This window comes from Luoshenia tenuis (assembly GCF_014384745.1).
GTDB lineage: Bacteria > Bacillota > Clostridia > Christensenellales.
This window is the reverse complement of the sequence record NZ_JACRSO010000001.1, coordinates 540,214-564,125: the sequence shown is the minus strand read 5'-3', so window position 1 is coordinate 564,125 and position 23,912 is coordinate 540,214. Positions and strand designations below refer to the sequence as shown.

Here is a 23,912-nt window from a genome sequence, read left to right as displayed (position 1 = left end):
TAAGCCGCACTTTACAGACTGATCCTTATCCCATGAAAGGAGTCCTTCCCTTGTCCAAATCTGCATTGGCACAGGAATTGCCGGAAGAGACCATCGAACCAAACGCGCAAAAACAGCCTAAACCCAAAAAACAGCTGCCCAATGGATTGGATGGGCGCACCATGGATAAGGAGATCCTGCGTCTGGCCTGGCCCTCGGTAGCCGAGTTGGTTTTGACATCGCTCAGCGGCATGGTGGATATGATCATGGTGGGGCAGCTGGGCCCCTGGGCGCTGAGCGCCGTGGGCCTGAATACCCAGCCGCGGTTTTTGCTGCTGGCCATTTTTGTGGCGATGAATACCGGCGCCACGGCGTTGATCGCCCGCTCCAAGGGCGCGGGGGATCGGGAGCTGGCCAATAAGACCATGCGCCAGGCCATGATGCTGACGGTGGGGATGAGCGTGGTCATCGCCGCGCTGGGCCTGGCCTTTGCCGAGCCCATTATCTGGTTCATGGGCGCGCAGGCCGATACCATCGGCCCGGGGACGGATTACTTCCGCGTGCAGTGCTACGGCCTACTGGCCACTACCCTCTCTTTGGCCATCACCGCCGCGCTGCGCGGGGCAGGCAACACCCGCGCCTCCATGCGCTATAATCTGACGGCTAACGTGCTCAACGTCATCTTAAACTATTGCCTGATCTACGGCAATTTCGGCTGCCCGCGGATGGAGGTGGCCGGCGCTTCTCTGGCCACCATTCTGGGCTCGGCCGCGGCCAGCGGCATGGCACTTTTCACCCTGCTGCGCGGCAAACAATACGTGCGCCTGCGCTGGGGAGACAGCTTTATGCCCGACTGGGGGAATATCCGGCGCATTGTCAAGATCGGGCTGCCCGCCATGTTTGAGCAGCTGGTGATGCGGGTGGGGATGATCACCTTCACCAAACAGGTCTCCTCGCTTGGCACCATCGGCTTTGCCACCCATAACATCTGTCAGAATATTTTACAGCTGACCCTGATGAACGGGCAGGCCTTCGGCATTGCGGCCACCACGCTGGTGGGCCAGTCCCTGGGGCGCAGGGAGCCGGACGTGGGCCAGGCCTATGCGCTGCGCACCTCGAGATGGGGTATGATCATCTCCGCGGCCATCGCACTGAGCTTTTTCTTCTTTGGCGAGTTTTTGGTGGGGCTGTATACCGATGACCCGCAGATCTTGCAGACCGGGGCCAACGTGATGAAGATCATCGCCATCATTCAGCCCTTCCAATCCTCCCAGCTGGTGCTGACCGGCGCGCTGCGCGGGGCGGGGGATACCAAAAGCACCGCGCGCATCATCTTTGTTACCATGGTGTGCATCCGCCCGCTGATGGCGCTGATCTTTATGAACCTTTGCGGCTGGGGCCTGTATGGGGCCTGGAGCGCGGTGTTCTGCGACCAGCTGCTGCGCCAGTACCTGGTGCGCCGCCACTTTAAAAAGGGCAGCTGGAAGCTGATCAAAGTTTAGCAAAGGGATTTAGAAGTAAATAAAACGCGGGCAGCTTATGCTGCCCGCGTTTATACTTAGGGGGAAGATGGTTTTTTACGCCAAGTTATTCGTCGCTGGAGAGCAGATAATCTGCCGGGTCTACACGGGTGCCGCTTTTGATGACCTCAAAGTGCACGTGCGCGCCATCGGCCACCTCGCTGGTGGCGGATGTGCCGACCTGGCCGATCACATCGCCCGCCTTGACGGTGGCGCCGGCCTCGATCACGCCATCGGGCGCCAGGGAGGCGTACACGGTCTGCACATCGCCGGCGTGCTTCAGGGTCACGACCGTGCCCATCATGGCATCCTGCGTCACGCTGACCACTTCGCCGTCCAGCGCGGCCACCACGTTGGTACCTTCAGCCGCAGCCATATCCAGGCCGGAGTGGGTCATCCACTGCTGCAGCGTTTCGGAAAAGACCAGCTCGCTGTCGGCAAAGTTGCGGATGATCTCGCCCTTGACGGGCACCTGCATCTGCTTGGCCAGCTTGGCATCGGCATTGGTCGCGGTGTTCTTCGGCTCAGAAGGCTTGGGCGTAGGGGCAGGCGTCGGCTGGGGCGCCTTGGTGGGCTCGGCCTGTACGGCCTGTGCGCTTTCCGATTCGTCGGCCGGGGGCACCTGCGCCTGGCTGCTGGGCTGGGCTGTAGGCTCCGCTGTAGGGGCGGGCGTGGGGTCCAGCTGGCTCAACTGCCCGGCGGTCTCCTGGGTGGGAGGCAACTGGGCGGTGTCGCTGGGGCTCCAAAGGTCACTGGACCAGATGGCCGCCGCGCCGATGGCGACGACGCATACCCCCAGGAGCACCATAAAGCCGTATCGGTCGATAAACCGCAGGGCTTTAGAGCGGTTTTCTTTTGGATCTTTGTTCTCATTCATGGGTCTTATCGCACCTCCTATAAGAGCATTTTTTCCCCGGGATAGCCTTTTCATACCCCATGGGGTGTAGTTAAGTTGTAAAACTTCCACCCTGCCGGCATGGCGCGCCGTTTATTGCGCATACAATGGAAAGCGAGCGCGCAGCTGAAAAAATAAGCCAAAGGAGGCCGTCGCCCATGCGTTCAACCGTTCCCATCCGCCAGGGGCGTATGCGCCCCAGCGTCCAGCGCCGCCGTGTGCAGGGCCGCCGTAAGGTGACCCTGGGTGGAAAGCTTTTACTATTATTGCTCATCGCGCTTTTGTTTATACTGCTGCCGCCCCTACTTTTTGCCGGGGACCGCGGCAGCGTCAACCTTTTCACGCACGCGGCCGCCACTGGCCGCAGCCCTATCGAGGTCTCCGTGGGCCAGGGGCAGGCCGATGCACCCAATCCCACGCTGAAAGTGTATAATACACAGAGCAATAGCATGATTGAGCTGGATCTTGAAGAATATATCTGCGGCGTTGTCGCCGCCGAAATGCCGGCCAGCTTTGAGATAGAGGCGCTAAAGGCCCAGGCAGTGGCCGCGCGCACCTTTGTCTGCCGCCACCTGCCTGCATTTGGTGGGCAGAGCGCCGGCTGCCCCCAGGGGGCGGATGCCTGCACCAATTACGCCCATTGCCAGGCCTATATCTCCCCGGAAAAACGCCAAAGTAACTGGGGCGCACAGGCCCAGGCCAATGAGGAAAAGATACGCTCCGCCGTGGAGCAGACCCGCGGGCAGGTGGCCACCTATAATGGGGAGCTGATCCAGGCATTTTTCCACTCCACCAGCGGGGGAATGACCGAGGACTGCGCTTTGGTCTTTACCCAGGATCTGCCCTACCTTAAGGCGGTGGAGAGCGCGGGGGAGGAGGGAGCGCCCCATTACCAGCGCAGCGTCACCCTTTCGGCGCAGGCTTTTGCCCAAAAAGTAAACGCCGCCCTGCCCAAAGCGGGCCTAAAGGCGGACGCGTTACAAGAACAGGTGGATGCCAGCAACCGCTCGGGCAGCGGACGGGTCCTGCAACTGCGTCTGGGCGGCGCCACCATGAGCGGGACCACCTTTAGATCCTTGCTGGGGCTGGATTCCACCAATTTTGAGATCAGTTTTTCGGGCGATCAGGTCACCATCCTGACCCATGGTTACGGCCATGGCGTGGGCATGAGCCAGGTAGGCGCGGATGCCATGGCTAAAAATGGCTCTGACTACAAGGAGATCTTACTGCATTATTACACCGGCATCGCCATCAGTACCCTGGGGTAGCGCCTCGCGGTGGATATCCGCCCCCAGCGCGGCCAGCGATAGCTCCAGGCCCTGATAGCCCCGGTCGATGAGCTCGGCCCCGTCTACCACGGTTTCGCCCTGGGCGACCAGGCCGGCCAGCACCAGCGCCGCCCCGCCCCGCAGATCGGGCGCGGTCACCCGCGTGCCGCTCAGCGGCCAGGTGCCGGTGATTACGGCGCTGCGATCCTCCAACTGGACCTGGGCGCCCATGCGCAGCAGCTCGCCCAGGTGCGTAAAGCGGTTTTCAAACACCGTCTCGGTGACCACGCCCGTCCCTTCAGCCACTGCGTCCATGGCGCAGATCAGCGCCTGCAGATCGGTGGGGAAGCCGGGATGAGGCATGGCCTTGATATCCACCGCCTTAGGCCGCCCCTGCATCACCACCCGAAGGGAACCGGGCTGCTGGTCGATCTGCGCGCCGGCCTGCTGCAGTTTGGCGGTGACCGGGCTCAAGTGCTCGGGGATGACCCGCTGCAAGGTCACATCCCCGCCCGCTACAGCCGTGGCGATCATCAGCGTACCGGCCTCGATCCGGTCGGGGATAGGGGTATAGCGCACGCCGTTTAAGGCTTCTACGCCGGTAATGGTCAGGGTGTCCTGCCCCAAACCGTCGATCTTAGCGCCCATGGTGCGCAAAAACGCCGCCAGATCTTCTACCTCCGGCTCGGTGGCGGCGTTGACGATCACCGTCTGCCCCTGGGCCAGCACGGCGGCCATCAGGATATTCTCGGTCGCGCCCACGCTGGGGTAGTCCAGGTGAATCTCCGCGCCGGTCAGCTTTTCCGCCGTAAGGGTCACGATGCCGTGGCGCTGCTCGACTGAAGCGCCCAGCTCCGCCAAACCTTTTAAATGCAGGTCCACCGGCCGGGAACCGATATTGCACCCGCCGGGCATGGATACCCGGACGCTGCCGCAGCGGGCCAGCGCCGGCCCGGCAACCAGAAAGGAGGCGCGCAGCTCGCGGCTCCATTTTTCCACTTCTTCACAGCCGCTGCAGGGCTTTTGGGTTTCGATGCGCAGGGCGCGGCCCTCCCGCTGTACAGTTGCGCCATAACAGCGCAGCACCTGGGCCATGTTCCGCACGTCGCGGATATCCGGCACCTCCTCCAGGATCACCGGCCCCTGGGCCAAAAGGGCCGCGGCCATCAGGGGCAATACCGCGTTTTTTGCCGAATCGATCTGAACTTTGCCGTGCAGCGGCCCTGCGGCGCGCATGACAAATTGACTTTGAATCCTCGCCACCTCCACGTTTATCCTCTCCTACGATATAAAATAAGCCCCGGGCAACCTGCCGCCCGGGGCCTTGCTGCTCTACCTCTATTATGGCTGCGGGGCGGGCAAACTACCCGTGCCAAAGTGTGGGTGAACCGCCAAAAAATCGATCATAAAAAGCAGCTCAGCTATCCTCCTGCCAGGCTAAAAGCCCCTGCTGAGCCGGATTGTTTATGAGTTTTCCGTCAATATCAAAGCGCGAACCGTGGCAGGGGCAGTCCCAGCTTTTATCCTGCCCGTTCCATTGCAGGTGGCACCCCAGGTGCGGGCAGCGGATGGAAACATAATGCGCCCTGCCCGCCTCGTCCCGGTACAGGCCGTAGTGGCCGCCCCGCGCCCGTACGATGCCCGCCGCCCCCGGCTGCACCTGCCGAGGCGTACAGCTGGCGCGGGGAAAGGCGCCAGAAAACAGATAGCGCACGCTCTTGCCGCCATCTTTTACCAGATTTTTTGCCCCGGCGCGCAGGTGCAACCGGTGGGGGTCAAACAGCCAGGCCCAGGGATTTTCCCGCTCCAGGATCAGGTCCGAAAGGATGGAGGCGGCCACCATAGAGGTGGACATCCCCCACTTTTTAAAGCCGCAGGCCACGAACCAGTCGCTTTTGCGGGGCGAATAGCGGCCGATATAGGGCAGCCCATCGGCGGGGATGCCGTCCTGCGCCGCCCAGGCGGCAACCTCTCGCGCCTGGGGGTACAGCGCCTTGGCCGCGGCCCGCAGCGGGGCGTAGCCGTTAGCCGGCCCCATCTCGCCTGTGCGGTGGCCGCAGCCGCCCAGCAGCAGATAGTCGCCCGCGCTGCGTAGGGACAGGCCGTCCTCCTGCTCATCTAAATACATCCCCTGTAACGCCGGCGCGCCTGAAAGCGCCAGAACATAGCTGCGCTGCACGTGCATGCGGGCGAAAAACAGCCCGGGGTAATTGACAAAAGGGAAGTGGCAGGTAAAGATCACCTGCCCGGCGCGCACCCGGCCGCCGGGGGTTCGGAGCACATGCGTGCCCTCGACCGTCACGGGGCTGTGCTCATAGATCTCAAGGGTGGCGCATAGCGCCTGCAAAAAGCGCAGGGGATGGAACTGGGCCTGATTCGGAAAGGCCAACGCCCCGCCGATGGCAAAGGGCAGCTCCTGCGGGTGGGCGATCTGGGCGTTGATCCCTGCGCGGCGCGCGGCGGCAAGCTCCCTTTCCAGCGGCTCCAGATCCGTACCACGGGTATAAAGGTAGGCCGTGCGGCGGGAAAAGCCGCAGTCGATGTGCCGCTGCTCGATCAGCGTTTGGTACTGGCTTATAGCCCACAGGTTAGCCTGGGCGTAGGTAGCCGCGGCGCGGGGCCCCAGCGTTTTTTCCAAATTAGCGTAAAATTTTCCGTGTTGGGCGGTGATCTTAGCGGTGGTGCCGGCTGTTTGCCCCCGGGCCACCTTGTCCGCCTCCAGTACGATAACCTTCAGCCCCGCCTGTTGCAGGTAAAAGGCGGCCAAAAGGCCGGCCATCCCAGCGCCGACGACCGCCACGTCGCATTGCTTATCCTCTTGCAGCGCGGGCAATTCTTTTTGCAGCACATCCCGCTCCCAGATCGAACCCATGCCAAGGCCTCCTTTATTATATGAATCAAGGATAAGATGGCCAGTCTTGCGCTTTACTATTCTTTTGAGGGCATCTTGCGGCTGCGCCGTGGAAAACGGTATAATAAACTGTAGCTTTTGCAAAATAAGCAGACCCGGCCTACATCGTGCATGGCCCGGGGAAAGGAGGCGCAGATGGCGGGATTGGCGTGCGCGGCGTACCTGTTTGGCGGCCTGGCGCTTTCGTTTCGCTTTTTTAAGGGCGAAGGGCGCGCGGCCCGGCTGCTTTTGGGCGGCGTATGGGCTACGGTTTTTTGCGCTGTGCTGCCCGCGCTCTGGGCGTTTTTATGGGGCTTTACGGCCCAGGCCAACCTGTGCGCCGCGGGAACGGCACTGGTCTTAGGGGCGGCCTGCCTGCCCTGGGGGCGCTTTGGGCGGGCGCGCGGCCTGCCGCGGTTTTGGAGGCTCAGCCGGCGGGAAGTGCCGCTGCTGATGACCGTGGGCCTGCTCTGCGCGGTGGCCTTTACCCTCACCTTTACCCATGTGCTGCGGCCCGATGCGGCCGGCGCGCTGCACAGCGGCCAGAGCACCTATGGCGATATGGCCATGCACCTGGCCTTTATCACCTCTTTAGCCGAAACGGGCCGCTTTCCGCCGGTCTATCCGCTGTTGGCGGGGGAAGTACCCATCGGCTATCCTTTTTTATGCGAGACCAATTCGGCCGGGCTGTACGCGCTGGGGATGGACCTGCGCTTTAGCTATATCTTGCCCATGCTGCTGGCCATGGGCTGCGTCTTTCTGGGCGCGTATCTGCTTTTCCGCCGTATGGCCCGGGGAGATGCGCGCAAGGCCGTGCTTTGCACGCTGCTGTTTTTCGTGGGCGGCGGGTTTGGCTTTGCTTATTTTTTAGATCTGCTGCGCTCGGATCCGGGGAACTTTACCCGCATCTTTACCGCTTTTTATGAAACGCCCACCAACTATACCAGCCACAACGTGCTCTGGGTCAACCCGATCTGCGACCTTATGATCCCTCAGCGGGCCACGCTGTTCGGGTGGGCGGTGCTCTTTGCCTGCCTGTACCTGCTCTACCGGGCGGCCTTTGAGGGGCAAAGACGTTACTTTTTGCCGCTGGGGCTGCTGGCGGGCTGCCTGCCGCTGATCCATACCCACTCCTTTTTAGCGTTGGGGATCATCAGCCTCGTGCTCTTTTTGCGGGCGGCGGCAAAGGGCCGGTGCCGGTGGGGGGCGCTAAAACCCTATCTGGCGTACGGCGCGCTGGCCCTCTGCCTGGCGCTGCCCCAGCTTTTCGCCTTTACCTTTCGTCAATCCTCGGCCGAGGGATTTTTACGGCTGCACCTCAACTGGGCCAATACCCAGGATGAATACCTCTGGTTCTACATCAAAAATATCGGGCTGACCTTTTTACTGCTGATTCCTGCGTTTTTGCATGCGGATGCGCGCAACCGCTGGTTTTATCTGGCGGGCCTGCCCATCCTGATTCTTTGCGAATTTGTGGTCTTCCAGCCCAATACCTATGATAACAATAAGCTGCTTTACGTTTGGCACCTTTTGGGCTGCGGCATCGTCGGTATCCTGCTGGTGGACGTGTACGACCGCCTGCGGGGCATCCGCGGACGGGTGTATATCGCCGCTCTGACGCTGACGGCGCTCTGCCTGTCGGGGGTACTGACCCTGGGGCGCGAGGCGGTGAGCGATTACGAGCTGTTCTCGTCCGCATCGGTAAAAGCGGCGGCATTTGCGCGGGAAAGCACTCCGCCCCAGGCCCGGTTTCTTACGGCGGATAACCATAATAACGCCATTGCCTCCCTGGCGGGGCGGGATATTTTGTGCGGCAGCGGCAGCTACCTCTACTTTCACGGGGTGGATTACGCGGAGGCGCATGCGGCCCTGCGCCAGCTTTATGAGCAGCCCACAAACGAGCTGTTAGAGCAATGGGGGATCGATTACGTGCTCATCGGCGCCTACGAAAGGGGCGGCTATGCCGTGGAGGAGGATTTTTACGCGCGCAGCTTCCCTGTGGTGTACGACGATGGGCAGGGTACCCTGATCTACGATGTGCGCACCCGCGCGGTGGGGTAGGCGCGGGCGGTTAAAAAGGGAGGAAATCGGCTTGATCTATCGTTTACAGGCGGATGGCTTAGCGCCCATAGCGGCGCTGCCCGCAGCGAGAGGAGAAAAGGCGCTGGCCATCTATTCATTTGAAGAACTGGAGCGGGCGCAGGAGGAGTTGGGGCTTGCCGCCGGCCTGGCCCAGGTATGCTTAAACGAACGGGTGACCAAGTTTGAGAGCCATCCGGGCTTTGATTTTATGACGCTTAACATCCCCGGCCAGGACGAAGGGGAACCGCCCCGGCGCATCTGCATCTACCTGCGCGAGGGTGTGCTGGCCTTTTTATGCGGCACGCCCCAGGTAGCCCAGGCGGTGCTGGCCCCCTTTCAGGCCATCGAGTCCGGCCGCCTTACGCTAGAACACCTGCTTTTCCACTTTTTCCAATCCCTCACGGGGGAGGATGCCGGCAAGCTGGAGGTTATCGAGCAGCAGATAGAGGAGCTGGAAGAGGCGCTGATCACCGGAGAAAAGGAAAACTGCATCCGGGAGATCATCACGCTGCGCCGCAGGTTGATGCGTTTGAAACGCTATTATGAGCAGCTGCTGGCCATCTGCGAGGCGCTGGAGGAGAACGAAAATGGCCTGCTGCCCCAAAAATCCCTGCGCTATTTCAGGATGATGACGGGCAGGGTCAGCCGGTTATGCGCCGCGGTGCTCAACCTGCGGGATTACGTGACCCAGGTGCGCGAAGCCTATCAGGCGCAGGTGGATATCAATTTAAACCAGATCATGAAGTTTTTTACCGTTATCACCACCATCTTTTTGCCGCTGACGCTGATCGCCGGCTGGTACGGCATGAACCTTAAGATGCCCGAGTACGGGTGGGCCTTTGGCTATCCGCTGGTCATCCTGCTCAGCATCATCGTGGTGGTGCTCTGCTTTATCCACTTTAAAAAACGCCGCTGGTTTTAAAGCGCGGCGTATAAAAACAGATAAAAAATTTGGGGGGATGTTTAAATGGAAAAGACCATGCGCGCCGTGGTAACCCACGGCATCCACGATTACAGGTTGGAGCAGGTGCCGGTGCTGCAACCGGGGCCGGGGGAGCTGCTGGTGCAGGTGGAGGCCTGCGGTATCTGCGCCGGAGACCTGAAGGCCTTTATGGGGGGCGAACGGTTCTGGGGCGGCAGCGAATTTGCGCCTTATGTGGAGCCGCCCTGTATCCCGGGGCACGAGTTCATCGGCAGGGTAGCCCAGGTGGGGGCGGGATACGACGGCCCCTTTCAGGTGGGCGACCGGGTGACCAGCGAGCAGATCGTGCCCTGCGGGACGTGCGCCTATTGCAAACGCGGGCTTTACTGGATGTGCGAGCCCCACAACGTATACGGCTTTAAACATTACTTAAACGGCGGTTTTGCCGAGTATATGATCTTTCCCAGGCAGGCGCGGGTCTTTGCGGTGCCGGAGCAAATGGCGCTGGAGGATGCCCTGCTGATCGAGCCCTTTGCCTGCGCCATGCACGGAGTGGACCGGGCCCGCATTGAAAAAGGGGATGTGGTGGTGATCTCCGGCGCCGGGACCCTGGGGCTGGGGATGATCCCCTACGCGCGCAGGTTTGCCCCCGCAAAGATCATCGCTTTGGATCTAAAGGAGGAGCGCTTGGCGCTGGCACGGCGTCAGGGCGCGGACCTGGCCCTGAACCCGGCCCAGGATGACGTATCTGCCCAGGTGATGGCGCTGAGCCAGGGTTGCGGGTGCGACGTGTATATCGAGGTGGCAGGGCACCCCCAAAGCGTGTTGCAGGGTCTGCAGCTGATCCGGAAAAAGGGGCGGTTTGTGGAGTTTAGCGTCTTTGGGGAGAAGACCACCTGCGACTGGTCCCTGATCGGAGACGCCAAGGAGCTGGACCTGTACGGTTCCTCCCTCAGCCCGGAGTGCTTCCCCAAAACCATCGCCGGGATCGCCGACGGCAGCCTTCCCACAGCGGGCGTGGTCACCCATATCCTGCAACTGGAGGATTTTGAAGAAGCTTTCCGGATCGCCGCCCAGGGCGGGATCAAGGTGGCGCTGCGGCCATAACGAACAAAAAACCCGTAAAAGTACTGGGACAATAAAGAAACCGCCTGCAATCAGCAGGCGGTTTTCTATACCAAGCGGTTTAATCGATGCTGTTAAAATCCTTTTTCAGTTCGGTAGCGACCATCTCCCAGGCGCTCTGGCCGTACTGGGCCTTAAAGCCCTCGATGGCCTCGTCAATGGCGGCCTGCCCCTTTTCGCCATATTTGGCCAGCGCCGTGCCGGTAAAGGCGGCCAGCAGATGCGCTACGTGATAGGGGAAGGGGAGGATGACGCTCTCGCCCAACTGGGCTTTGAGCGCGGCCAGCCGCTCCAGCGCGGCCGCGTCCATCTGCGCGTCCAGGAAGTGGAACTCGCACTGGGCATCCCCGGTCGTCAGGCAGCTGGGCATCGTAAGGCGCAGCGCGGGGCTGAAGCCTTCCAGCACCGCTTTATCGATATCCCGGCAATAGAAGTTGGCCTCTTTCCCCATGTCAAAGGTCTTCCAGGCCTGGTTCCAGGGGCACAGCCGCTCCTGGCTGACGGCGTAGGGCGTCTGGCGCAGGCTCACACTGTCAAAATCGGTAGGGCTGGAGGGTTTCCACTCCTTGAGCGCCATGTAAGAGACCATATCCAGCGGCAGGCCCAACTTTTGCGCCCGCAGGGCCATGCGCCGGCCCCGCTGGCGGCCGTAGGTCACCGTGGCCTCGTGCACGGCCTGGTCCGCCGCATCCCCCAGATGGGCCTTAAAGGCGCGCACCAGCAGCCCGTACAGCACCGCATGGTGCTCCACGCCCAGCACCGGCGGCAGCGGATCGCCCAAACGGTAGCCATGGTCGGTCACGATGCGGGTGCAATCGGCTGCGGCTTCCCGCAGGGTGGCGATGGCCTTCTCGTCGATCTGTCCCTCCAGCGCGGCAAAGGCGCGGGCGAGGGGGTACTCCATCCTTTGATAGAACACCCGTAGGGCCATCTCCGTCACGCCGCCCTTGGTGGCGTGCTGGAAGGCGGTTTTCACCACCTGCTCCCGCGTTTCCACCTGCAGGGTGTGCAGGTGCAGGTCCACATAGTTGAGGAACAGGTCGTCGATCAGCTGGCGGTCCATCCCCAACGCCAGGCAGGCGTCGGTCACCCCATCGTACAGGGAGCGGATCACCTGGTCGATGGCCGGGCGCAGAGCCTGGGGCACATCCTCTTCGCTGCAGGGGCGGGTGGGCTCGTAGTGGTAATGGGTATAGCGCTGGAAGGCGGCGCGCAGCGCGCTGGCCACCTGCGCATCGGTCAAGTTATAGCCGCGTTTGTTGCAGGCCGTGCGGATGGTATATACATACTCGCTGACCGTGTGCAGCGTGCACTGCCCGCCAAGGTAGGCCATGACCAAATGCGGCGGCGTGTTCACGCAGGCGCCAAAGGGAGAAAAGAACTCCCGCAGCCGGGCTTCGTGATCTTGGGGCCACACATCCCCCTCGGGGAAGGTGATCTCGGTCACGCCCTGGGTGGCCACGTCCATTCCGCTGATCTCGGTCAGCATATTGGGCAGCAGGTTGACCACGTGGATATCCTGCCCCAGCAGATCCCGGTAGAATTGGCCTACAGGGCTGGGCGGGGCGGCGTACAGATCGGGCAGGGGGGCGGATTGGGCCCGCAGCTCGTCGTAATAGGGCTTCAGTACCGTGCGCGCTACCTCCGGGGCCAGGTAGGGCTGGGGGGCGAACAGAATGATATCGGGCCTCAAGGTGCGCAGCATCTCATCGTTGCGCTTGTACCACACGCGGATGCCCATGCGCGCCTCTTTCCCCGGGATCGCATCTTCCTGTGCAGTGGTGCCGATCACGCAGTCATACAGGTTCTCCTCGCCCACCAGATGGCGGACGCAGGGGAACAGATACTCCAGCAGAAAGCCCACGCCCAGCAGGGCGATCTTGGTGTTATGATAGGGATGCATTTTTTAGCCTCCTTTGATTTTTAAAGCGGGCCCGCGCGGGAAAAAGCGCGTTGGCCTTATTTTTCATTATAAGCCTATATCCCCGCCGCAGGCAAGGGTTCAACCCCTGGGGACACAGCTTTCGCAGGCCTTGGCGTGCACCTGGCGGCGCAGGTTTTCCATTCCCTCCACGCCCCGGGCTTCAAAGGCGGCGCTGTCGATAATGGTTGCGCCCATCCGCGCCATATCCTCGATATTGACCCGCTGGATCTCATCGGTCTTGGAGCTGGTGCAATCCTCCAGCACCACGACGTTGTAATCCAGCGCATTGGCATCATAACAGGTGGTGCGCACGCAGTTGGGGGTGGTGGTACCGGCCAGCACCACGGTTTCAATATCCAGCCTGCGCAGCATCAGGTCCAGCTGCGTTTGGAAAAAGGCCGACCAGCGGGGTTTGACGATGATAAAATCCCCCGCTTGGGGCGCAAGTTCCGGCGGCATCTGGCACGAGAGCGGCCCGCAGCTGCCCGGCGCCATGGCGCGCCCGCCTGCCGCCCACTCCGGGTAGCGGGTGATCTCTACATCGCTGCCATCGGGACGGTATTGGCGGATCACAAAAAAGATGGGGATCCCCCGCTTGCGCGCAGATGCGATGGCGCGCTGGCAGTTGGGCACGGTTTTTGCGGCGCTGGGGATGCAGTGGGCGGATTGCGGCGAGAGAAAGCCCATCTCCATATCGATGAGGATCAAGGCCGCGTTAGCGGGTTGGGACATGCGGAAATTCTCCTTTCACATTTGCAAAAAGGGCTTTTTCGCCCATAGTTCGGTCAAGAATCTTGAGAAAGTACAAATGAACTGAACGCGCAGCGTAATCGCTTAACTTAAGCTCTAAACTCCCGGCAGCAAGGCCAGCGCCCGCCCGCGGGTTAGTGTGGCTTTTGGTCATGTCCGCGCATAAACTCGGTCACCTCAAAGCAGGTGATCAAATACGCATCCTGCTCTTCCCACTGCAGGGGAGCGGCGTAGGCCATCGTCCAGATGCCGTACTGCGGGTTATAGTATTGCTGCGGGCCGGTGCTGCTGCGCAAGGGGCAGTGGGAACAGGGCGCCTCGCGGCCGTAAAAGGCCTGGTGGCACTTTTGCCCCTCGGCGGCGCGGGGGTCCAGCTCTAACGTCTTGCGGTTGAGGTACAAAAGGGTATAATCACCGTCCACGACATAGATATAGGCGTTTTGGCTGTCCAAGATGCTGTTCATCCGCCGGGTAGCGGCCAGATCCTGCTCGTGGGCGCGCTGTTTGAGCAAAAAGGTGCTTAGCATCTGGGCGATCAGCGAGAGGGTAGAAACCTCGTCCTGCGTCCAGACCCGATTGCCCGTGCACTCGTCAAAGCCGATAAAGCCGCGCATCACGCCCTTTTCGCGGATGGCGCACTGCAAGATGGCGTGGATGCCCTGGCTAGCCAGAAGCTTACGCTGAGAGGCGGGCAGCTCCCTTATATCCTTACAGTAGAAAATGCCGTTGGCGGCAAAGTTATCCCCATAATTCTCCAGCTCTGCATAGTTTAGCTCCTGCAAAAGCTCTTTTTCAGGGGTGATCCCCTCGTTGCACCACTCAAAGGTGTTGCTGGTGGTGCGCCCGTCCAGCGAGTTCTCAAAAATATACACCCGGCTTACGTCAAAGCGCTTGCCCAGGATCTCCATAAGCTTGTGGATGGCATCGCGCAGATCCTCTGTTTCATACAAGATACGGAAGATATAATTGACCAGACCGCCCGACACGCCTAGGGTCTCCTGGTTGCTGTCGATATCCGCACCTAGAGCGGAGGTGCCGGCGGCGTAAGGGAGAGACTCGCGCTGCGGGTCGTAAAGGGCGTACTGGTTTTTGCCTGCGGTCTTGGCTTGGTACAGCGCCTGGTCCGCACAGCGGTACAGCGAATGGAAGCTTCTGGCGTGGGCGGGGAAAAGGGCGATGCCGATGGACCCGGTTACCTGCAGGTCCAGCTTATCGGTACCCGCAAACAGCGTGCGGAATAGGGCTAGCAGCTGGGCGGCTTTTTGCTGGGCGAGTTCCGCACGGGGCAGATCCTTAAGATATACGGCGAATTCGTCCCCGCCTACGCGCCCCACCACGTCGCTTGAGCGCAGCTGCTTTTTCATGGCGCTGGCAAGCTCGGTAAGCACCACGTCGCCAAACAGGTGCCCGTGGGTATCGTTAATGTTTTTAAAGTTGTCCGTATCGATCATCAGCAGCGCGCCGGCCTCGTCCTCCGGGCAGTCGTGCAGGTATTTTTCGATCTGCCGCTCGGTCTCCTCCCGGTTATACAGCCCGGTCAGCGCATCCCGCTCCGCCTTTTTACGCAGATGCTCGATCATACGGATCTGCTCGTCGATATCGCTGATCACGCCTACGGCCTTAACCGGCTCGCCTTTATCATTAAATTGGTCCGTGGCGCGCACATGGCACCAGATATAGCGCCCCTCGCCGTTCAAAATGCGAAACTCCGCCGTATTATAGGGCGTACCGGCTCTGGCAGATTGCATCAGCGCCATAAACGCCGGCAGATCTTCCGGGTGGATGTGCCCCGTGGCGGGGATGCGTTTGGAGGCATCCTGCTTAACCGGCGCATAACCAAATTTCTTGAGCCAGTTGCCCGAATAGTGCAGCTGGTCGGCGGGAATATCCCATTCAAATATGATATCGGTGGTCTGATCCATGATGATCTGGTGGCGCTCCAGGCTCAGGCGCAGTTCCTCGCGCGTATGGCGCTGCTCGGTAATATCCATCATGACGCAATAGTAACAAAGCGCGCCGTCTTCCTGAACGGGGCTGCATTGCTCCAGCACCCAGCGGGGGGCGCCATCTTTGCAGATGATCCGGTACTCGATCTCCAGCACGCCGCTGCGCACCCTGCTGGCGCGCACATGGTCCTGCACCGCTTTCCGGTCCTCCGGAACGATCATCTCGATATAATGGTTGTGAAAAATGCGTTGAATTTCCTCGGGAGTGTAGCCGAATATATCCAGAAAACTTTGGTTGTAATGGAGTATGGTGTAATCTTTATCGCCCAGACAGCGCAGCACGCCGCCGGGTATATGGTTGACGATTTGATGTAGATCCGTTCCACTGGTGGGCATGCTGTCACCTCCTTACCTACCCCATCGCAGGGGTGCCGTTTATAATGGAGCGACCGGTGGGCGTAACAGACAAATGACAGAATTTAATCCACCAGGCCTTGTGGTCATGATATGGTCTATCATACCCTATTTTGGGGTTTTCCGCAAGAAAAGGGAGGGGGATGTAGAGCCGTTATACAGCAAATACTCCGCTCGAATCGGGTAACGAAGATAAGTGAAGAAAAAAGCTGGGGCCGGCGGCAGGTCTGTTATAAGTTGGTAGCGAGGCGGAAAAGTGGTAACGCCATGTTGGACCGGGAACCCAACGGTCCTCTGTTCGCTGAGCGCTCGCCTTTCGCACATTTTGTGCTCGGGCTCACGTTACGCTCACAGAATCCTGCGCTCGCTGCATCCGGCACTGCCGGCGCTCGCTGCGGATTCCCTTTGGTTAACGCCGCGCATCTGTAACCGCAGATGCTGCTCAAGTCCAGCAACGATAACTAAAACAAAACGGAAGAAAAGACTGTTTGAGCTGCAACCCACAAAAAGTTGGTAGCGAAGCGGAGACGCGGCGAGCGCGCTTGCAAGCGAGCAGGCGAAGCAAGCGCGACTTTTTGTGGAGAAGGAGGAGCAAGGCAGCGGGCGGAGGTTTCCTTTGCAAAAGAAAACGGAGCAAAGCTTACCTTTGCTCCGACGTGGCTCCCCGTGTTGGACTGAGAACCCAACGGTCCTCTGTTCGTAAGAATCGCAGCGGTCATGTGTAACATGCCCGCCGCTCCTTTACTCACAGGGCTGCCGCCTCGCTTATTCCGCCACTGGCGGCGCTCGGCTCTGCCCCCTGCGGAACCGCAGGATCGTTATGAATCAAATACAGAAGAAAAAAACAAGAGATACCTGTAAAGGTATCTCTTGTTTTTGGCTCCCCGTGTTGGACTCGAACCAACGACCCTGCGGTTAACAGCCGCATGCTCTACCAACTGAGCTAACGAGGAATAACTTCGCCGCCATTTCGTTTGGCGATTACACGATTATTATAGGCGCAAATCCCTGGATAATGCAAGGGATTTTTTGGCAATTTTAGCCGGCATTTTAATAAAAATGCAGCCCGCCGTTTAACGCGGCGGGCTGTCCGGTCTCGGGTTAGGAAAGGCGGGTGCGCAGCTGGCTGGTCATCTGGTCGTAACAGGTGTCAAAATCCGTCTTGCCCTCAAAATAGGGAGACATGCAGGCATAGAAGATATCCGCCACCGCCGTGTCCGGAAGCGTGCAGGTGGTGATGCTGGAGAATACATCCATGTAGGCCTGCGCATCCTCATCGGTCAGTGGCTGGCTGCTTTTAGCGGTTGCAGAGCCCTGCCCCAGTACGCCGCGCAGGTTGTCCTCCACCACGGCGGTGTAGACCGGCGCCTTATGGAAGCCCAGATGGATCTCGCGCTGCACATCGCTAGAGAGCATGGTCTTAATGAATTTATAGGCGTTTTCCTTATTGGGGCTGTCCGATGCGATGGCCAGCCCAGCCGTCATCTGGGCCTGTGCGCCGCCGTTAAAGTCCGGCAGGGGGAGGATCACAGACGTTTGCCCGTCAGCCTTTAACTGCAGATAACCCTCCATGATGGTAAACCCCATATCTTCCAGGTAAAAGGCCACGGCGTCCGCGCTGCCTGTACGCAAAAAGGAGGTTAACGCGTCGGTATTGTACTTTAACTGATCCCGTTGAGTCAGGCCGTCTGCCGCGGCGTAGGGTTTATAGCTTTCGCAAAACTGCTGAAAAGCCGCCCTGTCCATAATGGCGCCCTGCTCCCGGTCATAGATCCCGCCCGGGCCGGAATAGGGGAACATCTGAAAAGCGCCCGGCTGTGTCAGGGCGACCGCCTTTTCATTGCCCAGCCGGCCTTGCGCGGAGGAGACCTGTCCGAAGAACCCGCTAAGATCGGTACAGGCTTTAGGGTCAAAGGCCAGATCTTGCATGATCTCCTGGCTGGTCAGCAGCGCCGGTACCTGAAAACTGATGGGCACGATATAACGTTTCCCTTTGTAAAGACCTGCGTCCAGCATAGCGCCGTTTAAACCGTCGCCAGGCTGTACATCCCACATGGCGCTCAAATCCAGATAGGTGCCCTTTTCCATCTCGGCGTAAATGTCGGCCGGACCGCCCGGATAGGCGCTGGGATTAAGCCCATTGACGTAGAGGATATCCGGCGCGGGATAGGAAGGGTCGCGCCCCTGCGCCATCTCTTGTTCTGATAATTTGTGGGTGATCACTTCGACTTCCGGGTACTTTTCCTGATAAACTTTGATGATCATATCCAGTACCGTGGGTTCAATATCGATCATGCCGATGTCGATATAAAGTTGCGAGGTATAGCTCGGGTCGCTCTGGGAGGCCGTGCCGGAAGCTTGCTGCTCCACCGCCGGCGGCAGCTCATACCCCGTGCAGCCGAAAAGCAGCGCGCAGGCTGCAAAAGCAGCCAATACCGTCTTGCTCCATCTCTTTTTTCGCAGCATCATCTCTATTCTCCTTTCAATGTATATCGCAGGGTGCTATTGCTCCATATAGGCCGTTATCGCCTTTTCCAGATTATCGTAACAAATGTCAAAGTCTGCTGTGCCCTCAAAGTAAGGCTGCATGCTTTCATAGAATAGGTCGGCAATAAAGGGATCGCTTAAGGTAGGCTGGGCCGAGCGGACGATCTCCATATAGGCGTCCACATCCTCTTGGGACAAAGGCTGACTCTGCCGGTCAGCACCGCTTTTAAAATAGGGCGAGGCGTCGTAGCTTTTCAGCTGCTCCTCGCTGAGCGAACTGCGTAGCGCTTCCTCAGTGACCCGGTTATTGACCCAGGTACCGGCACCCTGGTAATTCAATTGCATCTGTTTTTGCGCCTCGTCCGAGAGCAGGGTGCGGATCAATTGATAGGCTCCGTCCGGGTTGCTGCTGGCAGCGGGGATGGCCATTGCGTAGGTGACCTGGGCCTGAGGGTTGCCCGCCAGGTCGCTCAAGGGCAGCAGCACCGGGCGATCGATGGTTTTGAGCGGCAGGTATTCAAACATGAGGTAAGGCGAAAGCGTATCAAGGTAAAAGGCGGTCTTGCCCATCGCCAGCGCACCGTAATAATCGGCGGCCAGATTTTCATCCTTTACGTGGAAACCGGCCAAGTCGTAAGGAGATTGTATGCCGTCGGTCAGGGCGTAGGGCTGGTAGGCCTGGCATAGGGCGCGCACGGTTTCCCTGTCGGCAAGCGCGTGCTGCTGGCGGTCATACAGGCCGAATTCTCCAGAATAAGGGAAGTGCGCATGCGCGTGACCGTTATGCAACAGGCATTCTTCATAACCTGCTGATTTTGCCGTGGGTATGCAAGCGGATAGCTGGGCAAAAAGTCCTGCGATATCCTTGCCCTTGGCGGGATCGATGTCCAGATTAGCCAGCAACTTTTCGCCGCCCAAAAGGACGGGGATATTATAGGTCAACGGTACAAGGTAGCGCTGCCCGCGATAGACGCCAGCATTGAGCACTGCCTGGTTCAGCCCTTCATCCTTGTCCAAATTCCATCGCCCGCTCAGGTCGAGGAAGGCTCCTTTTTCCATTAGCTTGTAAACGTCGGGCAGCATCTGCCGGTCTTTAGGATAGTTATAGCTAAAGGTAGGCAGCAGTACCAGGTCGGCTTGGGCCAGGGCCTCTTCATTGAGCTTAAGGGTTTGGGCTGCGTCCCGTTCGTTGGATATTTGAAAAGCCTGGGTTACAACCACTTCCACCTGCGGATACTCTTTTTGAAAGACTTTGAGCCCTTCGCCCCATATATTGTAAGGGGTAAGCGCTAGGACGTTCAGCCTGGAGGTGTATACCGAGGCACTGGCAGATGCTTCTCCTCCTTCCACCACCGGCGCCAGCTCATACCCCGTGCAGCCGAAAAGCAGCGCGCAGACGGCTATCAAGGCTAATAGCCCGGCAAGGCGACGTGTTTGTGCTCGTTTCATAAAAACACATCTCTTTTCAGTTTTTGTTTATATAGATTTAGTTTATAACCGCTTCGTTTTGCTGAATCATATATGCGGCGCGACGGTATACAGTAGGAAAGGGTGGCATTAAAAACACTTATATTTGCATTAGATAATCAAAAAATGAGTATAAATTTGTGCGAAGTAAAAATATTTAACCTATAATCAACAAATATGGATAAGATTATTCTTGTATGATTTATAACATAATTTCGTTTTTTTTGATACTGCATATCTTTACCATTCATTCCAAAACTTTGACAAATACTTAACAAGTTTGTGCCATCAAGGGCTGCTATCAGTACAAAAGAATGAGTAAAAAGCCCTGCGAAATTTCGCAGGGCTAAATTGTGATTAGAATAGGATATACCGCCCGCGGGTCAGGGCTGCTCGGGCGGGGTCGCGGGCGCCTTGCCTTTGCGCCTGGCTATGCCGGTCTGCACGGTATCGGCCACCACCACGGCAAGCCCGCCGAAGAGGTTGAAGTAATAGGTGACGGTGCGCCACAGCAGCATGGCCGCCAGCATCATATCCGCCGGGAATACCTGGCCAAAGAACAGGTAAAAGCCGCCTTCACTGGTGCCGCTGGCCCCCGGTACGGGGATGAAGGTGACCGACATGGTCAGTACCGACTGCATCAGCAAGATCTCCATCAGCGAGCCCAGGGTAAACGCGGCCCCGGTGCAGGCCAGGTAGATAAAATAGGTGATGAGAAAATAACTCAGGATCTGCCCGGCCCCCAGAAAGAAAGCCTGCACCGCTTTTTTGCGCTGATCAAACAGGGCGCGGATGCTGACCCGGTACTGGGCGATAAAGGCGTCGACCATATCCAGCCAGCGTTTTTCATCCTTCAGGATGTGCAATTTAAGCCCCATGCGAATGAAAAAGCGGCAGATGCCCTGGACCCAGCCGGGTTTGACCACCGCCAGGATGCCGCCTGCGGCCGCCATGGCGTTAAGCACATATCCCAACAGGGCCACGGCCAACAATCCGTCGTTTAGCCGGTTCCAGCAAAAGGGGATGGCGATGGTGGCCAGTAGCCCTTCTACCACCTGCCAAAGCAGAAATTTACCGACCAGTACGGGGGTGGAATCCGCCGCCATCACGCCCCAGCGGCGCAGGTAGACGATCTGCGCGGGCTGCGAGCCGGTGGAACAGGGGGTGATAGCTGCGTAAAAATGGCCGATCAGCGATACCTTGAGCGCGGACGCCCAGCGAATGCGCCGGCCCACAAAGATCAGCAGCCGGTGGATGGTGCAAGCATCGAAAAACCAAAAGCCCATGATGCCGATGACCGCGGGGATCAGCCAGGGCAGGCGCACTTTCCGCAGCGCGTCTCCCAGCGTGGGCATCTGCGGGTCCCCCAGCAGGATAAAGGCGACTACGCCCAGGATGAAGGCGATATACAGCACGTACAGATAGGGCTTAAAGTTGCGTTTGGTCCTGGCCATAAAGGGCCCCTTTCTATCTCCATGTTTAGAATCTATGCGTTAAATACGGGGTATTATAGGGTCATGCCGGCGCGTTTGTCAAGCATCCTAGCGGCCAAAGAGCCAGAATTAAGAAAATCTTATTAATTAGGGCTAAAGCAGCAATACCAGCGTGCCCGCTACGATCAACCCCAGCCCCAGCGCGGCGGCGGGGGTGAGCTTTTCTTTAAAGACCAGGGCGGAAAACCCGATGCTCACCAGAATGCTGAGCTTGTCGATGGGGACCACCACGCTGGCCGGCCCCAGCTGGAGCGCCCGGAAATAGCATAGCCAGGACGCGCCCGTCGCCACGCCTGAAAGGCCCAAGAAGAGCCAACTTTTGGGGTCGATCTTCTTTATCGTATGCGCCTTGCCGCTGACCAGAACCACCACCCAGGCCATGATTAGAACCACCCCGGTGCGGATGGCCGTGCCCAGGTGCGAATCTACGTTTTCGATGCCGATCTTGCCCAGGATAGCGGTCAGGCTGGCAAAAACCGCTGCGCCAACCGCGTAAAACAGCCAGCCATGGCCCTTGGTGGGCTGGGCGGCGGGCTGCTTTTTCTGGATCATCAGATAGGTGCCCGCGCCGATCATCGCCATGGCCAGAACCTTGAGCCAGGTAACGCCCTCGCCCAGAAAAAGCATGGCCAGCAGCATGGTCAGCACCGTACTGGATTTATCGATAGGGGTCACCTTATTGATATCCCCCAGCGCAAGCGCCCGGAAGTAACACAGCCAGGACGCGCCCGTGGACAGCCCGGACAGGATGAGAAAAACCCAGGTGTGCGGCGCTACGGTGGATAAGGAGGCCTGTGCGCCGGACACAAAGACCATTAGCCAGGAAAAGGCCAGCACCACGACGGTGCGCAGCGCCGTAGCCAGGTTGGAATCGGTATTGCGGATGCCGCACTTGGCCAAAACGGCGGTAATACCGGCAAAAAAGGCGGAACCAAAAGCCAATACGACCCACATAACGATAAACACCTCGCTTTTTTGAGGGCGGCCAGAGGCCGGCGCCATCCCCAGTGTACCACGGCCGCGCGTCCGGTGTATAGCGCAACCAAAAAGGGAGGGGCACAATAGCCCCTCCCTTTTGACTGCTTAAAACCTTAGAACGGGATATTGTCCGGGTCCCTGGATGGGCCGCAGCAATCGGTCAGGTTGGCGATGATTTCCACGTCCTCATTGGAAAGCGCAAAGTCGAACACCTGCGCGTTTTCCTGAATGCGCGCGGGGGTAACGGACTTGGGCAGCGGCAAAAAGCCCATCTGCAGGCTCCAGCGGATGCAGACCTGGGCGATGGATTTGCCGTACTTTTGGGCGATCTGCTGCATCTGGGGCACGTCAAAGATCTTGCCCGTGCCCAAGGGGCTGTAGGCCTCCAGCAAAATGTTATGCGCCTTGCAGTAGGGCGCGGCCAGGGGCTGCACCTCGCCGGGGCAAAGGCGAACCTGGTTGACCATGGGCGCGACTTTGGCGGTCTTGGCCAGGGCCTCCAGGTGATGGGGCATAAAGTTGCTCACGCCGATGGCGCGGATGCGCCCGGCGGCGTACAGTTCTTCCATAGCTTTCCAGGTGCCGGCGTTGGCCTGCTCCCAATGATCCCGGAATTTGATGGGATTGGGCCAGTGGATCAGGTATAAATCCAGATACTGGAGCCCTAAAAGCGCCATGCTCTTTTCAAAGGCGGCCAGGGTGGCTTCATAGCCATGATCGGGGTTGTTGAGCTTGGTGGTGATAAACAGCTCCTCGCGCTTGACGCCGCTGCGCCTAATGGCCTCGCCCACGCTGCCCTCATTGCCATAAGCCGCCGCAGTATCGATGTGGCGGTACCCCGCCTCCAAAGCCGCCAGCGTGGCGGATATGGCCGTATCCCCATCCGGCGTCTGCCAGGTGCCAAAGCCGATGCAGGGAATCTCCACGCCGTTTGCCAGCGTATAGGTATCCGTTAAGCTCTTCAAAGTGCGCGTCCTCCTTTATTGATATAACTCTATTTTAGCTTGTGTTGAAGTTTACAGCAAGCATGATGGATTAATTCGTAATAAGACGAAAATCTAATGTTGACATAATATATGTTTTTGATATATGATCCAAATATATATTTGTTTTATCTGCTTTCTTAGACTTCTTACTTTTCAATTTCTATTAATACTTCATTACTTTTCTCTTTAAACATATTCTAAGAAGGTGATTCCGTTGATTTAGTTAAAAGTTACAAAATAGATCTAAATATGAGTAGGAGAATTTTCATATGAAAAGATTGTTTGTAATGTGTCTAACCACTATAGTGTTTACCGCATTTTGGTGTACGACAGTGTTTGCGGCAGAGGAGTTATATACAGATACGGGTGAACCTTCAAAGACGATTCTGATTGAAACGGAAGGACAACCTATTACGCGTGGACTTTTCGTAAATGATCATACTGTAACATTCGATATACTTTGGACGGTGTCATCCTCTGGTTGGATTCGTGCTGATATGCAGCAATTTACATCACCTGCTACTACTTATTTTAAAATGTGGTGTTCACAAACAATGCAACAGCCGAATGGAAGTATTGTTTCTGGTGGCTCTGCAACTATGATGTATTGCACGAACTTTTTTTGGAAAGATGGGAAACATTTTACATCACGGGGTCCTTACACTTGCTATGGTCAATTTTCTGGTTGGTTATCTGCACTATCTATGACATATAAGCAACCTAAAACAGAAAGCCGTACATACTAAGATACAATATTTATGTTGGGTGGGATGCAATACTCCCACC

At 58.4% G+C, this 23,912-nt stretch carries 17 protein-coding genes and 1 tRNA gene; 6 read left to right on the top strand and 12 right to left on the bottom strand.

Annotated elements, in window-relative coordinates; genetic code table 11:
- Positions 1-50 precede the first annotated feature (50 nt).
- Entirely contained in the window at positions 51-1,481 is a 1,431-nt protein-coding gene (locus tag H8699_RS02715; RefSeq protein ID WP_249284373.1) for an MATE family efflux transporter, read from the top strand.
- Between the two features lie 85 nt (positions 1,482-1,566).
- On the opposite strand, the gene H8699_RS02710 is transcribed toward H8699_RS02715, so the two are convergent.
- Positions 1,567-2,376 carry a M23 family metallopeptidase gene (locus H8699_RS02710; protein ID WP_249284372.1) on the bottom strand — a complete coding sequence of 270 codons (810 nt, stop codon included), beginning with the start codon at positions 2,374-2,376 and terminating at the stop codon, positions 1,567-1,569.
- Between the two features lie 176 nt (positions 2,377-2,552).
- Between H8699_RS02710 and spoIID the strand changes: the two genes are divergently transcribed.
- The gene (spoIID, locus tag H8699_RS02705) at positions 2,553-3,662 is read left to right on the top strand and encodes a stage II sporulation protein D (protein ID WP_249284371.1); all 1,110 of its coding nucleotides are present in this window, start codon (positions 2,553-2,555) and stop codon (positions 3,660-3,662) included.
- Here the strand turns inward: spoIID and murA are convergent.
- Entirely contained in the window at positions 3,618-4,898 is a 1,281-nt protein-coding gene (gene murA / locus H8699_RS02700) for a UDP-N-acetylglucosamine 1-carboxyvinyltransferase (protein ID WP_283244135.1), read from the bottom strand. The genes spoIID and murA overlap by 45 nt on opposite strands.
- 181 nt (positions 4,899-5,079) lie before the next feature.
- On the bottom strand, positions 5,080-6,534 hold the full coding sequence (locus tag H8699_RS02695) for an FAD-dependent oxidoreductase (protein WP_249284369.1): 1,455 nt from the start codon (positions 6,532-6,534) through the stop codon (positions 5,080-5,082).
- A 174-nt stretch (positions 6,535-6,708) separates the two neighbouring features.
- Between H8699_RS02695 and H8699_RS02690 the strand changes: the two genes are divergently transcribed.
- The 3 genes from H8699_RS02690 to H8699_RS02680 are packed head-to-tail and all read left to right on the top strand — an operon-like array spanning position 6,709 to position 10,663.
- Positions 6,709-8,613: a DUF2298 domain-containing protein gene (locus tag H8699_RS02690; protein ID WP_249284368.1), complete on the top strand. Its 1,905-nt coding sequence runs from the start codon at positions 6,709-6,711 to the stop codon at positions 8,611-8,613.
- Between the two features lie 31 nt (positions 8,614-8,644).
- Positions 8,645-9,556 carry a magnesium transporter CorA family protein gene (locus H8699_RS02685; protein WP_249284367.1) on the top strand — a complete coding sequence of 304 codons (912 nt, stop codon included), beginning with the start codon at positions 8,645-8,647 and terminating at the stop codon, positions 9,554-9,556.
- A 45-nt stretch (positions 9,557-9,601) separates the two neighbouring features.
- A complete protein-coding gene (locus H8699_RS02680; RefSeq protein ID WP_249284366.1) occupies positions 9,602-10,663 on the top strand; it encodes an alcohol dehydrogenase catalytic domain-containing protein in 1,062 nt (353 codons plus the stop codon).
- A 79-nt stretch (positions 10,664-10,742) separates the two neighbouring features.
- On the opposite strand, the gene H8699_RS02675 is transcribed toward H8699_RS02680, so the two are convergent.
- From H8699_RS02675 to H8699_RS02635, 9 genes are all read right to left on the bottom strand, one after another.
- Positions 10,743-12,584, bottom strand: a complete 1,842-nt coding sequence (locus H8699_RS02675; RefSeq protein WP_249284365.1) for an L-2-amino-thiazoline-4-carboxylic acid hydrolase — start codon at positions 12,582-12,584, stop codon at positions 10,743-10,745.
- 99 nt (positions 12,585-12,683) lie between these two features.
- Positions 12,684-13,337 (bottom strand): cysteine hydrolase family protein, encoded by a 654-nt coding sequence (locus tag H8699_RS02670; protein ID WP_249284364.1) that lies wholly within the window; start codon positions 13,335-13,337, stop codon positions 12,684-12,686.
- Positions 13,338-13,489: 152 nt separating this feature from the next.
- The gene (locus H8699_RS02665) at positions 13,490-15,697 is read right to left on the bottom strand and encodes a GGDEF domain-containing protein (protein WP_249284363.1); all 2,208 of its coding nucleotides are present in this window, start codon (positions 15,695-15,697) and stop codon (positions 13,490-13,492) included.
- 895 nt (positions 15,698-16,592) lie between these two features.
- Positions 16,593-16,668: transfer RNA gene (locus tag H8699_RS02660), tRNA-Asn, on the bottom strand.
- Between the two features lie 148 nt (positions 16,669-16,816).
- Positions 16,817-18,184: an extracellular solute-binding protein gene (locus H8699_RS02655; protein ID WP_249284362.1), complete on the bottom strand. Its 1,368-nt coding sequence runs from the start codon at positions 18,182-18,184 to the stop codon at positions 16,817-16,819.
- A gap of 33 nt (positions 18,185-18,217) precedes the next feature.
- Positions 18,218-19,651 carry a type 2 periplasmic-binding domain-containing protein gene (locus H8699_RS02650; RefSeq protein WP_249284361.1) on the bottom strand — a complete coding sequence of 478 codons (1,434 nt, stop codon included), beginning with the start codon at positions 19,649-19,651 and terminating at the stop codon, positions 18,218-18,220.
- A 401-nt stretch (positions 19,652-20,052) separates the two neighbouring features.
- On the bottom strand, positions 20,053-21,123 hold the full coding sequence (locus H8699_RS02645; protein ID WP_249284360.1) for a lysylphosphatidylglycerol synthase transmembrane domain-containing protein: 1,071 nt from the start codon (positions 21,121-21,123) through the stop codon (positions 20,053-20,055).
- A gap of 132 nt (positions 21,124-21,255) precedes the next feature.
- Positions 21,256-22,116, bottom strand: coding sequence for an EamA family transporter (locus H8699_RS02640; RefSeq protein WP_249284359.1), 861 nt, complete (start codon positions 22,114-22,116; stop codon positions 21,256-21,258).
- Positions 22,117-22,253: 137 nt separating this feature from the next.
- A complete protein-coding gene (locus tag H8699_RS02635) occupies positions 22,254-23,105 on the bottom strand; it encodes an aldo/keto reductase (RefSeq protein WP_249284358.1) in 852 nt (283 codons plus the stop codon).
- Between the two features lie 290 nt (positions 23,106-23,395).
- Here H8699_RS02635 and H8699_RS02630 point away from each other — a divergent pair, with 290 nt between their 5' ends.
- Positions 23,396-23,872 (top strand): hypothetical protein, encoded by a 477-nt coding sequence (locus H8699_RS02630; protein WP_249284357.1) that lies wholly within the window; start codon positions 23,396-23,398, stop codon positions 23,870-23,872.
- The last annotated feature ends 40 nt before the right edge of the window (positions 23,873-23,912 follow it).